This window comes from Rhodopirellula sp. UBA1907, from assembly GCF_002337565.1.
GTDB classification, from domain to species: Bacteria; Planctomycetota; Planctomycetia; order Pirellulales; family Pirellulaceae; genus Rhodopirellula; species Rhodopirellula europaea.
Genome location: NZ_DDGH01000098.1, coordinates 75,116 through 88,954, shown reverse-complemented (window position 1 = coordinate 88,954; position 13,839 = coordinate 75,116). Strand labels below are relative to the sequence as shown.

The 13,839-nt window shown below is 54.5% G+C and carries 14 protein-coding genes; 4 read left to right on the top strand and 10 right to left on the bottom strand.

What is annotated here, in order from left to right; all coding sequences use genetic code 11:
- Positions 1-88 precede the first annotated feature (88 nt).
- From B2R17_RS23895 to B2R17_RS23880, 4 genes are all read right to left on the bottom strand, one after another.
- Positions 89-493: a hypothetical protein gene (locus B2R17_RS23895; RefSeq protein ID WP_286765990.1), complete on the bottom strand. Its 405-nt coding sequence runs from the start codon at positions 491-493 to the stop codon at positions 89-91.
- A gap of 115 nt (positions 494-608) precedes the next feature.
- Positions 609-1,571 (bottom strand): alpha/beta hydrolase family protein, encoded by a 963-nt coding sequence (locus tag B2R17_RS23890; protein ID WP_286765989.1) that lies wholly within the window; start codon positions 1,569-1,571, stop codon positions 609-611.
- A 51-nt stretch (positions 1,572-1,622) separates the two neighbouring features.
- Entirely contained in the window at positions 1,623-2,153 is a 531-nt protein-coding gene (locus tag B2R17_RS23885; protein ID WP_286765988.1) for a hypothetical protein, read from the bottom strand.
- Positions 2,154-2,310: 157 nt separating this feature from the next.
- Positions 2,311-2,514, bottom strand: a complete 204-nt coding sequence (locus tag B2R17_RS23880) for a hypothetical protein (protein WP_286765987.1) — start codon at positions 2,512-2,514, stop codon at positions 2,311-2,313.
- On the opposite strand from B2R17_RS23880, the gene B2R17_RS23875 reads away from it, so the two are divergent.
- The 3 genes from B2R17_RS23875 (at position 2,513) to B2R17_RS23865 (ending at position 7,105) form a co-directional block, all read left to right on the top strand.
- Complete coding sequence (locus tag B2R17_RS23875; RefSeq protein WP_286765986.1) at positions 2,513-2,764, top strand: hypothetical protein; 252 nt, start codon at positions 2,513-2,515, stop codon at positions 2,762-2,764. The two genes, B2R17_RS23880 and B2R17_RS23875, sit on opposite strands and share 2 nt — an antisense overlap.
- A gap of 201 nt (positions 2,765-2,965) precedes the next feature.
- Positions 2,966-6,490 carry a DUF1583 domain-containing protein gene (locus B2R17_RS23870; protein ID WP_286765985.1) on the top strand — a complete coding sequence of 1,175 codons (3,525 nt, stop codon included), beginning with the start codon at positions 2,966-2,968 and terminating at the stop codon, positions 6,488-6,490.
- 243 nt (positions 6,491-6,733) lie between these two features.
- Positions 6,734-7,105: a GxxExxY protein gene (locus B2R17_RS23865; protein ID WP_286765984.1), complete on the top strand. Its 372-nt coding sequence runs from the start codon at positions 6,734-6,736 to the stop codon at positions 7,103-7,105.
- Positions 7,106-7,357: 252 nt separating this feature from the next.
- On the opposite strand, the gene B2R17_RS23860 is transcribed toward B2R17_RS23865, so the two are convergent.
- From B2R17_RS23860 to B2R17_RS23840, 5 genes are all read right to left on the bottom strand, one after another.
- Positions 7,358-7,897 carry a hypothetical protein gene (locus tag B2R17_RS23860; protein ID WP_286765983.1) on the bottom strand — a complete coding sequence of 180 codons (540 nt, stop codon included), beginning with the start codon at positions 7,895-7,897 and terminating at the stop codon, positions 7,358-7,360.
- A 14-nt stretch (positions 7,898-7,911) separates the two neighbouring features.
- Complete coding sequence (locus B2R17_RS23855; RefSeq protein WP_286765982.1) at positions 7,912-8,388, bottom strand: hypothetical protein; 477 nt, start codon at positions 8,386-8,388, stop codon at positions 7,912-7,914.
- Positions 8,389-8,521: 133 nt separating this feature from the next.
- Positions 8,522-8,686: a hypothetical protein gene (locus tag B2R17_RS23850; protein ID WP_008668094.1), complete on the bottom strand. Its 165-nt coding sequence runs from the start codon at positions 8,684-8,686 to the stop codon at positions 8,522-8,524.
- A gap of 71 nt (positions 8,687-8,757) precedes the next feature.
- Complete coding sequence (locus B2R17_RS23845; RefSeq protein ID WP_286765981.1) at positions 8,758-10,671, bottom strand: glucosamine-6-phosphate deaminase; 1,914 nt, start codon at positions 10,669-10,671, stop codon at positions 8,758-8,760.
- 43 nt (positions 10,672-10,714) lie between these two features.
- Entirely contained in the window at positions 10,715-11,770 is a 1,056-nt protein-coding gene (locus B2R17_RS23840; RefSeq protein WP_286765980.1) for an ROK family protein, read from the bottom strand.
- Between the two features lie 175 nt (positions 11,771-11,945).
- Here B2R17_RS23840 and B2R17_RS23835 point away from each other — a divergent pair, with 175 nt between their 5' ends.
- Positions 11,946-12,836, top strand: a complete 891-nt coding sequence (locus B2R17_RS23835) for an alpha/beta hydrolase (protein WP_286765979.1) — start codon at positions 11,946-11,948, stop codon at positions 12,834-12,836.
- A 17-nt stretch (positions 12,837-12,853) separates the two neighbouring features.
- On the opposite strand, the gene B2R17_RS23830 is transcribed toward B2R17_RS23835, so the two are convergent.
- Positions 12,854-13,717: an AraC family transcriptional regulator gene (locus tag B2R17_RS23830; RefSeq protein ID WP_008668088.1), complete on the bottom strand. Its 864-nt coding sequence runs from the start codon at positions 13,715-13,717 to the stop codon at positions 12,854-12,856.
- Between the last annotated feature and the right edge of the window lie 122 nt (positions 13,718-13,839).

The following is a 13,839-nucleotide window of genomic DNA, read 5'->3' as shown; positions in this document are numbered from 1 at the left end:
CGCCGATGGATCAGCCACTGCGGGCTGAATGTTCACCCAAATTCGCTTGCCAACTGTCAAAACCGACCTGCAACCCAAAGCTCCGTCCTCAATAGGTCGGGACGGTCACAATGGGTTGGTCCTGGTACAACTTGATCGAAGGCAACGTGATGCCGCGTTTGGCGGCTTCATATTTCAGGGCTCGCTCAAAGAACGGAAAGGGATAATGCGAGTCGCGGCGGATCGAATATCGTTCGATCGCAACGACCAGTCGCAAATCCAGCTTTCGCTCGTTCACTCGCTTCGTGATCTCGAGCAAGTAATCCTGCTGGGGCTGGGTCGTCGCGTGCAAACGATTGACCAGCCGCTCGTACAGCTTTGCTGTGGAATCGCCCTGCGTTCCGAGTTGAGTGCGAGTGGTGATCTGAGCCTGAGCGGACGGTGCGTCAGCGACAGCCAAACCAAGACAAACGAACAGGGAAGCGATTAGAAAACGGTGGTATCGAGCCAGCATGATGCGACCAAATTTCGCGGGAACACGTGCGAGAATCCTCGAACTGCACCGCTAGCAAAATCGACCGCCCCAAATCAAGACGGATCGTTTGGAGAGCGAGAATAAAACTTCGCCGTCACTTCCAGCTCCAAACGTCGACATCACCCAACCCGGTTGCGGACAGCGGCCGATTGGATTGCAACCATTGCTTCGCCGAATCGTCGCCCTTCAAATAAGCGTCCCAAAACCGCAGACTGATTTGCTGAATCGCCGGGTGATGCTTCGGGTTTCGATTCCTGGAACGCAGCCCACGGTTGTCTCCAAATGCCGAGTGCTCCGCACCATCCAGAACCAACTCGTACTTGTCGCCCTTCGGCAAAGCAGAATACACCTCTCGTCGTTTGGCGGGATCAAAAGACGGATCAATCGGACTGGCATCCTCCGTCCCCATCATGCACAACATCGGTTTCGCCAAGTGACCGAAACCTCGGTCCGCGGGAAGTCCCTTGCCCGGCTGAGGACTGAAAGCCACAAATGCGTCGATTCGCTCTTCTTCGAAGCTCCGATTCAGCGGCAGCTTCTGACCTGCCACCGCGAGCGTCGTGACCGCCCCAAAACTGTGACCACTCATCCCAATGTGCTCCAAGTCCATCCGATTGTGTAGCGGATGAGAAGCCTTCTCGTTCCACGCAGTCAACTGATCGATCACGAAGGAAACATCTTTGATCCGATCTTGCGAACTTTGCAAACTCGCCGCTGACTTGAGTGCCGCCATTCGCTGCAGCGGACGGGCGGTCTTCCAAACCTTTTCGTCACTCCCCGCGTGCTGCATGAACACGGCGACGTAACCAGCCGATGCCCAGTACTCGCCGAGATAAGCATTGTTCTCTCGCGAACCACCAAGTCCGTGCGAGAATAAAACAACCGGTTTGGGTTCCGGTTCACCGTTCCAGTAAACCTTGATCGGTACCTCGCGGTCTCGCTCCTCGTCCTTCGGTTCGAAACGCAATAATTCGACAGCCACCTCGGTTTCGCACTGCGCAGTAACTGGAAGCAGCGCCGTGACTGTGGCTAAGCCGAGCAGTGTCCAAAGTTTCATACTCGTGTTCCTACGTTGACGAGGCCGGAGTCGGTACTGAATCGAGGCAAGCTATTTGCCGTCGGCGTTGCTAGCTTCAGCAGGCGCAGCTGGCGTTTTCGCGTTGGATGAGATCGGGTAACGGCTGTATTGTTTCCAAGTGATTTGAGTTTGCTCTTCGTCCGCTCCTCGCGAGACAATCAACGTGGTAGATGTGGTCTCTGAATTCACCAGGATCACGTGAAGTTCGAACGGCCGTCCCTTTGACTCATCACGGAACAATACCGAACGTCCCTTATCCGGTTGAATGCCGACCTTCTCATCATTCTTCGGATTTCGCGTCAACATTTCATGATAGTACTGGATGACTTGTGCCACCGACGCTTCCGTCGTCATGTTTGCTTCAAACACAGTGGAAGGCACGGTTCGATTGCCCTCCGCATCGATCGTCGCCGCGTCTGAACCCTTTGCATGATTGATGGATGCTTTGGGATACTGCCACCGAACAATCGTGCCCATCAAACCGACGGGCGCGGCGGCCGCGTTCATCGCAGAACCGACAAGCATCAAACAAACGCATAGGTTTGCAATCGGGCGTCGCATTTTGATTCCTTCCTTCATGGAGGTGACGTGTTATTCAATCGCTGGAATTCTAATCGCTAGACGCTGGCTACCTCATCTTTGACCTTGGAAGCATCAACCGCAAGCATTTTGTGTATTGAATCGTACCAGCGCAGTATCGCCGGACGCTCTTCTGTGGCTAGTCAGCGTCGACGGCACCTGACTCGTCTTGGAATTGCCTGCGTTCTCGCTCAAGGACCGTTCGCGATGCGGCGCCCTTCCAAGTGCTGAGTGCTGGCTTTCCAAACAGATGGAACCAAATCGTGCCGAGGCATAGAAATAAGAATGCGTGAACCCCAAACAAAATTGGTTTGTTTGTCGGCAACGCTCGAAAGTAGAGCATGGATACAAAGCAAGCGATTGCGGTCAGCGTCGATAGCGAACTTGCCTTCCATGAATTCTTCAGCCGAAGACGCCTTCCGCACACATCACATTTGCATCGAGGAAAGACGAATCGCAATCGTGCGATCGGATGGTCGCAGACAGGACACTTCGTGCTTCCCGACTCAGGCGAAGCGACCGGCGTTGTTTCCGGCGTACGATACGGATTGGTCTTGGTATGCAAGGATCGCAGTGGAGTTGTTAGCGACTGATTCCTAGAGAATGGCGTTGAGCAGCGACCGACAACTTAGCCGATCGTGAAGCTAGCCGTACGTACAGCAAAACGATGCGGTGCTACAACAAAATCTTCGAGTTGAGCGACAGAAACAAGCAGGTGGTACGATGAATCCCCGCAACCGAACCGTTCATTGGTTCAATCGCTGAATCATTTCCCACCTTCATTTGGCAATAACATGCGTTTTGCGATTCAAGCGTTTGTGCTCGCCCGACTTGTCATCTTCGCGGTGCTTGCGGTGGCTCAAGTCTGCTTTCTATCCGACGCTTTCGGACAACGCACCAACCAATCGGCGTCGTTCCAATCAACGTCTACGGACAAGAACCCTAGACCAGGAACCTCGATCACCAAACTGGACGAACACGTCCGAGAATTGCTGTTCGGATCAGACCTGTTTGCCGAAGATGTGTTGGAAATCCGAAGAATCACGTCAGCACTTCCAGCCCAGGAGCGCTTGGATTCCCTCCTTGAGTGGATTTTGCCTTCGCGATCTCACGCGAGCTTTCGGGTATCGGGTGCATCGTCCCCAACCAACCCTTCTCCGAGGGTCCGAAGCGATTCCGGCTTTCAAACTCACGAATCCCAGATCGTCTCGCCGGTCTACGACGCGTTGAACCTAGCCAAGCAGCAAAAGAAGTTGCCTGAATTGCGTCAGCGAGTGGAGTTGGCCGCTGTGAATTCGCCAAACGATGAACGTGCGCGTCAAGCGATGTTGGCACTGATTGATATGGAGCGAGGCAACGGCCCCCGGACCGAAGAGTCCATCGTCGTGCTCCACGAACTCATGTCCAAAGCGACCAAGAATTCACTCGCTGAACTTTGGCCGGCCGCTTTGGTGGCTCATCGAGGAACCAGCCAGCTTTCTGAATCTCCAGCATTGGGAGAACTGGTTTCTCTTCTCTATCAAACCTGCGTTGCTCGCAATCAATCGGATCTTCCCAATTCATTCGTCGGCCAAATACGACGCATCCGGACAGAACTCTTCGACAAGCAATGGGCATCGACCGACGAGGCGGTTCGAAAGACCTACAAGTGGACCGCGGACTATCAACAAGAATGGATTCCGATTCACGAAGCGACCGCGTCCACCCGAGGAAACGGAGATCTCCTCGCTGAGTGGGTTCAAGACGAATCAGGCGTCGTTTCTAACCGCGGTGGCAGCCACAACGAGTTCTTGGCGTTAGCGACACCTTTGAAAGGCAGCTACAGCATCGAGGCAAACCTTGCCGCGAACAAGCTGGGTCAAATTTTGGTGGCTGGACGGTTTGTCGGTCCCGGTCTGCGGAACACTCACTTTCGAAGCGGTGTATTCAGTTGGGGACTCGACGAAATCGAACTGAACGAGCCCTTTGAGAAACTTGATCGTTGGATTCACTATCGATCGATCATCAAAGACGAAATTCAAACCGTCCACTTGAATGGTCGCCCAGTGCAGATGGAATCCGTCGCGACCAACGCCGCACCTTGGTTGGCGATGCGATGCTGGTACACGGCCAATGCACATTTCAGGGACCTTCACATCGGCGGTGCTCCCGAAATTCCAGACGCTGTCCCCATGCTGACATCACGAGGCCTGGCTGGATGGACCGACTACTACGGTGCCTCACGCCCTGAATACAAAGGCCAGTGGAAACGCGTCGACACTGCACGCGGCGACACGCTGATTGTTGATCCAAAGCGAGAGGACTTGGACCAGTCCCACTGCGAGAGCTTGCTTCGATACTTCCGCCCGCTATTGGATGGTGATCGCGTGGAATACGAATTCTTCTACGATCCGGGGCAGGTGAGTGCGTATCCCGCACTCGATCGCCTTGCGTTTCTCATTTCAGACGAAGGCGTCGCCGAACACTGGATCACCGACGGATGCTTCGATCGCACTCAGCTGCGTCCCGACAACATGGAGTTTTTGTCAGACTACCAGCGTCACGGGGGAACCGTCCCATTGATGCCGTCGCAGTGGAACCACGTCGAACTGCAATTGGTCGATCAAACGATCAAGCTTTCACTGAACGACCAGCTCATCTACCTGCGTCCATTGGACACCGAAAGTGATCGCACCTTCGGCTTGTTTCACTTTGCCGATCGCGAGGAGCTTAGAGCACAAGGGCTGACGCTACGAGGCAATTGGCCGAAACAATTGTCCGAGCCACAAGAGTTGGCCGATCCAGTTCCGTACCAGCTACACGCGTCACTGAATGAGATGACCTCCGCCTTTCATCATGACTTTGAAGACGTTCATGCGACGACCCGCTATTTCAATGCGACCACCATTCGCCAAAGTGCCGGAGCAACAGAAGCGGATGGTGGTTTGCGGTTAACTGCGGCGTCCGTGGGGCCCTGGAAGCAACTTGCCGCCGCCCCAAGATTTTCGATGCGTGGGGATTTCGACGTCGTTGCGGAGTTTACCCAAGCGGTGATCCCCAAGACGGCCGACATCGCTCGTGTGGCGGTTGCGATTTCGTTGGATGATTCCATGTCCCGAAAACTGATCGCCGCGACGGGATATGCCGATGGCCACGGAAGGCACCTGATGGGTTCCATCAACCTGACTCATCCAGATGGGACGATGCGATTCCAAACGGACAGGCGCATCAACGAATCGATCTCTGGCAGGTTGCGAATCGCAAGGCGTGATGACGATGTCTACTTTCTGTTTGCCGAGGAAGAATCCGATCATTGGCAGTTGCTTCATCAAGAGACCGCATCAGCGGAGGAGGTTCCCATCGGTGGCGTCCAGCTCGTTTGCATCGCGAAAGGCGGCGGGACGACGTCGGCGAAATGGAAGAGTCTCACCCTTCGGGCCGAGGAGTTATTGGTTTCGCCATCGTCGGATCCAAAACCGGTTCTATCAGTTGTTCGCATCGATGGAACAGAGCTTCGAGATCTGGCAGAGCCGAATGAAACGCTATTGCATGTTGGGTCACCAGAATGGTCACCCGATGGAACGCAAATCGCCTACGATCAACAGGCCAGTAGCACCTTGACCGCTCGGTTGATGCGAGTCGAAAAAGTCGGCGGCGATCCGGTGGACTTAGGATTCGGTTCCATGCCGACGTTTTCCCCCGATGGAAAACGAATCGCGTTTTCGGCTGCTCGTCAGGGCGTTGGAATCATGGACGCTGATGGTTCCAATCGCACCATCCTGGATCCGAGCGGTTGGGGAATCCAGTGGTCACCGATTCCAAACCTCCTCTCCTACAGCAGACGTGGCAGTCTTTTCATTTGGGATCTCAACACGTCGTCAAGCAAATCCATTCTGCAAGGTCCAGATGCGACTCGGTACAGCTACATCTACTGGAACATGAGTTGGTCACCGGACGGCAAGCAAATCGCGATCAAGGGACGACGCCGCGACAACTCGAACGACGAACTCGCCGTCGTCACATTGTCCAACCCAAGCCGCCTTCAGGTCATCCCAACGCCCGCAAAAGTCGGCGGTGATTTTGCATGGACGTCCGACAGTCGTCATCTCCTATTCCCGATGTTGTCCGTCGAAACGCGGCGTAACGAATTGCATGCGGTCGACATCACCAACCCCGGCAATCCAAAGCCATGGCCTAATCAACCCACCAATCGGCAAATCTCAGGCGTCAATGTATCCCAAGACGGAAAATGGCTCGCCATCACCGCCAGACCTGACCCTCGTCTTGTCCCTTGGGAATACGAATCAGGCACACCATCAAACCAGTCCCCGGTTCGATAAAGCAGCGCAATTCTCGCACCGCAGCAATTCGTATCCTGCATCGATCATTCAAGATCGCTACTCAACCCCAATCGCCGCGATCCAACCTATTTTCGCCGCCATGCTCCCGCAGGAACTTCCGCCTCTGATCCGTGTTCATCCTATTCATCTGTGACAAAAACGCTCGTACAACAACCAGCTATTTCAATACGAAACTGGACAGCGGTCGTGAATATCGGCCACAGATAAATGGGATGAACACAGATGATCGATGATCGACTCGATGCGTTGACCGCGGACATTATCGGCTGCGCGTTCCAAGTTTCGAACACTCTTGGGTGCGGATTCTTGGAAAAGGTGTACGAAAACGCCCTCGCTTACGAACTGCGGAAACATGGTCTTGATGTGATTCAGCAGGCCCCAATCAAAGTGCATTACGAGCAAGTCGTTGTCGGTGAGTATTTCGCAGACCTGCTCGTTTCCAATGCGGTGATTGTGGAACTCAAAGCGGTCAAGGAGATCAACGCCGCATTCACCGCCCAGTGCCTGAACTACTTGAAGGCAACAGGATTGCCAATTTGCCTGCTGCTGAATTTTGGGAAACCCCGCGTAGAAATCAAACGATTCCGCCTCTAATCCGTGTTCATCTCAATTCATCTGCGGCAAAAACGATCGCATGAACAGCAACGTTTTCGGATTCCAAACGTGACAGGCGTTCGTGTGTTTCGGCCACAGATGAATGGGATGAACACCGATTACAGAAGGTGAAATCGGTGTCGCGTTCCGAGTTTCGAAGATGCACCGGCGATGCAAACTGTTTAAGTGCAAATACAAACACCGTCTGTGTCACGCACCAAAACAGCGTTCGAAGCGAACAACTCTTCCGCTTCATCCTTCAACCTTTCGCGGCCGAAAGTTCAGTCGAACGTTCTCACGCAGGAAAGACTTAAGAATGCTTGCCCAACCTGCAAAGATTCCGAGAAGCCCGCCGATATAGCTCGCGTTGTGAAGAGCCGCGGTTCGACGGAATGCGATTGGATCAGCGATCATCGCATCACGCAGCATTGAATCAAGTTCCGGGTCGGCCCTCGCAAAAACAACCGCGAGTAGCAACCCAGCCGCACCAACCAGCGTTGTTGTCGCGAGCACCGCAACGAATGCACGGAGCACCGCGAGCACGTATCCACGATCGCTGCGGACAAGCATTCCAGCCGGGATCAGGAAGAGCCCGATGAAGGGCCCCATCCACCATGATGCGTGCCATCCGACAACGGCTGCTCCAAGTCGCTCTGGCGTACTGTGCGAAACTCCAAATTGTTCGAATTTGAGCTTCGTGAAATACTCCGGCGAAATCGAATACGAAACCTGATTGTGAATCATCCCGTAGACGCCAGACAGCGCACAAGCCAATAACAGAAAGACAGGCACGGAAAGCAATCGGATCACTTGTCTGCCTGCGTCAAATCGATCGAGACGGAACGATCACCGCGTCCCATCGGGACCGGAAAGTGAATTCGACACGAGTCCTTTAAGCCAGATTTTGTTTCCTGGTCATACTGCAAGACGACCGAGTCAGGCTGGTGATAAGTATCGAAGATTCGAAGGACACTGGACTTTCCCCCGATCGACACGGAAACGACGTCATAGTCCGCCGTTCGCTGATACGGCAGTTCAAATCCTTCTGTCACTTGATTGCCAGGTCTGCAAAGCCACTCCGCAGTCTGCTTGTCCCGGCACGGCATGTACATCAGCGAATCCCGTTCGATCGCAGGTGGCAATTTGACATTGATCCGAAGCATGAATCGGCCGCTCCATCGTGCCGATGTCAGGAACAACGCCGAAATGAGCAGGATTGCGACGCAAACGCAAATCGCATTCGCGGTCCAAACAAACAGACGTCGCTTTGCTCGTCCAGTCATGGATCAGTCACATGACCGCAGGAGCAACCTTCTTGATCTACCTGGAGGGTCTCGCTTGGCTGCAGGTCTCCATCACGAAACCGCCTTTGTAGATTCAGCATCGAAATCGAAGCCTCCGGCATAAATCGGATCCTCACACACGCAGGAATTGCTGAATGAGCCGAATTACCACAACAACGAACCCGATCAACGCAACCAAGAGACCAGCCATGGATCCGAATTGGAGGTAGGTGATGCCGCCAATGGCGACGACCAGAATTTGGCCCACGTAAGATCGATTGATGTCTCGAAGAAGCATGCGGTTTTCTGCGTATTCACTCGGCAAGAGTCATCAGAGGCGAGGTTCGTAGTGCGTCTCCGCTTGAAACCTCAACCCTGGGGCCGCTTGTATTCTACAAAACCTTCGATGGCCTGGTATTGTGCCAAACCGAGTTGATCGTAGGTGCGGGCGGTGTGGGCGTTGCGAGCTTCGGCTCGTTGCCAGAACTCACGAGCATCGGCACCGGGGAACAGGGCTCGGTCTTTTTGCGATTCGTGCTTGAAAATGGCCGCACGCTTTCGATCGACTTCTTGAGGGCTCAACGGCACGGCCATTTCAATCTCATGAGGTGCCCATTCTTGCCAAGCACCGCGGTAAAGCCAAACCACGCACTCGCTCATCCATTCGTCGTCTTGGCATCGTTCACAAGCGGCCAGCAGGATGTCCAGGCAGGTTCGGTGCGTTCCGTGCGGGTCACTCAGATCTCCCGCGGCATAAATTTGATGAGGCTGGACTTCGCGAAGGAGGTCCACGGTGATCTGAATGTCGGCGTCGCTGATGGGACTCTTCCGAACCACACCGGTTTCGTAGAACGGCAACTCCAGAAAATGCAATCGCTCGGCAGGAACACCACAAACAATCGCTCCCTCTTCGGCTTCACCACGGCGGATCAATCCTTTCAGTCGCTGCATCTCAGGGATGTCGACCTCGCCGTGATCCTTCGTTCCCAAGAACTCGATCATCCGTTTGGTCAAGTTGACCACCGGCGGTGTGAGCAAGTCGAACTCTTTGCAAAATTCGTGAGCAAACTTGGCGAATCGAATCGCATCTCCATCAAACACGGCGATGTTGCCGGACGTTTGATACGCAACATGCACTTCATGTCCCTGACCGGCGAGGCGAGTCAAAGTGCCTCCCATCGAGATCACGTCATCATCGGGGTGAGGTGAGAACAGAATGATCCGCTTGGGAAACACCACGCCGGGCTGGTCTGGTTTGCCGGCTGGCCATCCCGTGATTGTGCTTTGCAAATGTCGGAAGACGCGAAGATTGATTTCATAGGCCGATCCATGTTCGGCGAGAAGATCCTGCAATCCGTTCTCGTTGTAGTCTCCATCAACGAGCATCAAGACGGGCTTTTGCAACGACTGAGACAGATCAATCACAGCACGGCGGACCATGGTGTCATCCCAAATGACTTTACCGACCAACCATGGTGATTGAATGACAGTCAACTGAGCCGCCGCCGCTCGGTCGAGTATCAATTCCGCGTCGGCGTGTTCTTGCAACGAAGTCGCGGGAACCGAAGGAGCGAGCTCACCTTCGATGGTTCGTGCGATGATCGATGATTTGCCTTCGCCAAACGCCAATAGGAAAATCTTGCGAGCTTGCAGGATCGTGGAGACACCCATCGTGATGGCTCGCCGAGGCACATTTTCAACGCCAAAGAAATGGCTGGCCGAATCGATCCGAGTCATTCCATCGAGCGTGATCATTCGCGTCTGAGAATCGGTGCCCGACCCAGGTTCATTGAAACCAATGTGCCCGGTCCGTCCGATCCCGAGCAATTGGATGTCGATGCCACCGGCGTCCATCAATTCTTGATCATAAGCGGCACACCCATCCGCGATGGTCTCGACGGGCTGAGTGCCATCGGGCAAATGGATGTTCTCAGGGCGAATGTCAACGTGGTCAAACAGGTGCTCTTGCATGAAGCGGGCATGGCTCTGCAAGCAATCCGGACTCATCGGGTAGTACTCGTCCAAGTTGAACGTGATCACGTTCGCCATTGACAGGTTTTCTTCGCGGTGAAGCCGAATCAGCTCGGCGTACACGTTGACGGGAGATGAGCCGGCGACCAATCCCAACACCGCCATTCGCGATTCGGCGGCACGTTTACGGATCAGGTCGGCGATCTCATGAGCGACGGCGGCACTCGCGTCGGTCGACTCGGGATAAACCCGGTAGGCAATTTTGTTCTTGGGCGATTGTGGAACCAGGTGCGTGGCGTCCGTTCCAGACATGATGTTTCTCTTGGTCGGTTCAGCGAAGTGGAATTCGGCGACGCTATCTTATAGCGGTTCCGGGCCAAGAGGTCTCGCCGGCAACTTGCCGAGAATAGTGAGCCGCACCGACGATCCCGGCATCGTTGCCCAAGGTGGCAAATTCGATCTTCAGATGCGAGCTGATTTGCACCAAGGTCCGCGGGAAACACTCCTCCCGGATCGACTGCAAAAGCTGCTTGCCCGTATCAGTTCCCGGGCCACCAAACGTCATCGCTCCGCCCAAAAGCACAACGTCGGGATCCACGACGTGGGAAAACATCGCGATCGCTCGACCGATCACGACTCCGGTTTGGTGAATGACACGGATCGCAACCGCGTCCCCATCGGCCGCGGCATTCGCGATCGCAAGTGGCGTCAGTGACTTCATTCCCCGAAGCGCACTTGCGGCGTCGGTTTGCTTCAGAATCTCGTTCGCCGTTTGAATCACGCCGGCCGATCCGGCATAGGCTTCCAGGTGCCCAGGAAAGCCGCAACCACACATTCGAGCGTCGTTGGAAAAATCAATCGTTGCGTGACCAATCTCTCCACCGCATCCATTCGCACCACGGATGGGACGTCCATCCAGGATGACGCCGCCTCCCACTCCGGTGCCGAGCGTCAGCAACACCAATGAGTTCGCACGGCACAATCCATGGGCCGACTCAGCCAATGCCGCCGCGTCAGCATCGTTCAATAGAGCAACCGGTTTCTGAAAAACATCGGCAAGTTGCTGGCGAAAATTCAGATGATGCCAACGATGCAAATTCGCGGTTTCCGCCAAGGCTTCCGCTTTTGGATCCAGCACACCCGCCATCGCCAATCCGATCGCATGCAAATCCTCCAACGTTTGCGAGGATTCCTTGAGCGTGCGTTCGACACTGTCTCGGCATGACTGAAATGCGGCCTCGGGCGATTCAAAGTCATCCGTTCGGATGTGATTTCGCCAGATCAGCTTGTCGCCGCGAAAAAGACCGAACTTGATCGTGGTTCCGCCAAGATCGATGCCAAGCACCCACGTTCCTCTATCCGAATCATCGCCGTTGTTGTGGTTCGATTCTTTGGTGGACGCGAAATTCATTGGCGAGGGCTGGGCCCCAATTGGAATGCTTGTGAAGACTGCAAAATGCGACGGTCGAAACTTCTGTGGCTAACAGTTTAATTGAACGTCAAGCTGGATCGGCGAGTTTTGTGTGGACTACAATCTCGATCCCCTCCTTTGTCCTTCCGATGCCCCACCTTGTGCAGGAAAGCTGATGAATCGTTTCCCCGAATCATCCACACCGCAGTTGCGAACCGCCATCGCCGCAACGATTGCTGTTTGCGTTGTTTTCACCTCGTTTGCCTTTGCCGATGAAGCACCTCAAAGGATTCCGTTGTGGAAAGACGGGGCGCCGGGATCCAAAGACCGCATGCATGAACCCGAAGTCGTGACCGGCACAAACGTCTCCAACGTTCACCATCCGTCAATCACTCCCTATCTGCCGAGCAAAGAAGCCTCCACCGGAAACGCAATTTTGATCGCGCCGGGCGGAGGTCACAGCAAACTATGCCTCGGCCACGAAGGCGATTCGCTGGCGAAGTGGTTTGCCGAATGCGGGGTAGCCGCCTTCGTGATGCGATACCGACTTTGCCGCGAGCCCAATTCCGACTACACGCTGGAAGGCCATGCGATGGACGACACTCGTCGAGCCATCCGATTGATTCGTTCCAAATCAAAGGAATGGAACTTGGATCCAAACCGCATCGGGATCCTTGGCTTTTCCGCCGGCGGAGAGTTGGCCGCATACTCGGCGATGCATCCGCAGTCCGGGAACCCCGATTCATCTGATCCGATCGAACGTGTGAGCAGCCGCCCCGATTTCCAAGGGTTGATCTACCCGGGCAAATCCGACACGTTCACTGTTTCGGAAGGCATGCCACCGGCGTTCATCGCGTTTGGCTTTCACGATCGGGAAGACATCGCATTCGGGATGGCGAAGGTCTACTTGAAGTACAAGGAAGCGAACGTGCCTTGCGAGATGCACGTCTACAGCGAAGCCGGTCACGGGTTTGGTTTCCGCGAGAACAACAACACCGCCGCGGGACGTTGGCCGGAACGAATGCTGGAATGGTTGACCGACCGTGATTTACTGACTCAAAAATGATGCCAAGCGTCGTCACTTCAACGAGAGCGTTTCAACTGACTCGGCGGCACGCCATAGACACGCTTGAACGCTCGTGAAAACTGAAACGCATCGGCGAATTGCAGCATCTCGGCAACGTCGCGGACCTTCATTCCTTGGGTGAACAACAGGTCCGCGGCGTAGTTCATTCTCAGTCGCAACAAGTACTGGTACGCACCTCGTGAGGCGTATCGCTTGAATAGCCGCGAAACGTAAACGGTCGTGTAGCCGCACTGTTCGGCGACTTGGGCGATCGATGTTAGATCACGAAAGTTGTCTTCCATGTACTGGCGGATGTCTTCGTAAACTTCGAACGCTTTGGGCGAATCGCCTTCGGTCGTCGACTTCCGCTGCGCGATCTTGATGATCATTGCTCGAGTGATCAACGAAACGATGTCGCGAGATCGAAATTGATCGTCCTTGCCTTCCGTTGAAATAATCGAGAACAGATCGGTCAACTCTTTCACGTTCCGGACCTGCAACGGGTATCCGCGAAGCAGGTTCGCTTCCAGCAAAAGGCTCTTCGCATCGGTACCGAACATGTCCAGGTAGTACTTCCGCATACCGGTCTTCGAGCTGTTTTCGATTCGGTGCCGAACCCCGGGGCCGTAGGCAAACACGGTGCCTCGCTTCAAATCAAACCACTCATTCTCGAGTTGCAGCTTGCCCTCGCCTTGGTCGACGATCTCCAGCCCCCAAAACGGGAAATTGCTGCGTTCGACGACGTAATCCAGGGACGTCCGCTCCACCCCACCACAAACGACGGTGAAACGACTCGAACTATCTGGATCCAGATCCAAGTAGAAATGCGAGGCTTCGACCGTTTGTTTGGAGACGAATTCCGGAGTCTGGATATCTTCCATCACGTTGTCCCTGAGTGATCGAAACTCACATTAAAGTGTGCTCCGTCACCCAATTTGTGTAGAAATTAGGTGTATAGATTCTTCGCGACGGCCTTTTTCATTTCAACTCCCCCGCCAAAGCC

Coding starts and splice junctions, on each gene's coding strand:
- B2R17_RS23895 (WP_286765990.1), bottom strand. CDS start 493: ATGCTGGCTCGATACCACCGTTTTCTAATCGCTTCCCTGTTCGTTTGT.
- B2R17_RS23890 (WP_286765989.1), bottom strand. CDS start 1,571: ATGAAACTTTGGACACTGCTCGGCTTAGCCACAGTCACGGCGCTGCTT.
- B2R17_RS23885 (WP_286765988.1), bottom strand. CDS start 2,153: ATGCGACGCCCGATTGCAAACCTATGCGTTTGTTTGATGCTTGTCGGT.
- B2R17_RS23875 (WP_286765986.1), top strand. CDS start 2,513: ATGGATACAAAGCAAGCGATTGCGGTCAGCGTCGATAGCGAACTTGCC.
- B2R17_RS23880 (WP_286765987.1), bottom strand. CDS start 2,514: ATGCTCTACTTTCGAGCGTTGCCGACAAACAAACCAATTTTGTTTGGG.
- B2R17_RS23870 (WP_286765985.1), top strand. CDS start 2,966: ATGCGTTTTGCGATTCAAGCGTTTGTGCTCGCCCGACTTGTCATCTTC.
- B2R17_RS23865 (WP_286765984.1), top strand. CDS start 6,734: ATGATCGATGATCGACTCGATGCGTTGACCGCGGACATTATCGGCTGC.
- B2R17_RS23855 (WP_286765982.1), bottom strand. CDS start 8,388: ATGACTGGACGAGCAAAGCGACGTCTGTTTGTTTGGACCGCGAATGCG.
- B2R17_RS23850 (WP_008668094.1), bottom strand. CDS start 8,686: ATGCTTCTTCGAGACATCAATCGATCTTACGTGGGCCAAATTCTGGTC.
- B2R17_RS23845 (WP_286765981.1), bottom strand. CDS start 10,671: ATGTCTGGAACGGACGCCACGCACCTGGTTCCACAATCGCCCAAGAAC.
- B2R17_RS23840 (WP_286765980.1), bottom strand. CDS start 11,770: ATGAATTTCGCGTCCACCAAAGAATCGAACCACAACAACGGCGATGAT.
- B2R17_RS23835 (WP_286765979.1), top strand. CDS start 11,946: ATGAATCGTTTCCCCGAATCATCCACACCGCAGTTGCGAACCGCCATC.
- B2R17_RS23830 (WP_008668088.1), bottom strand. CDS start 13,717: ATGGAAGATATCCAGACTCCGGAATTCGTCTCCAAACAAACGGTCGAA.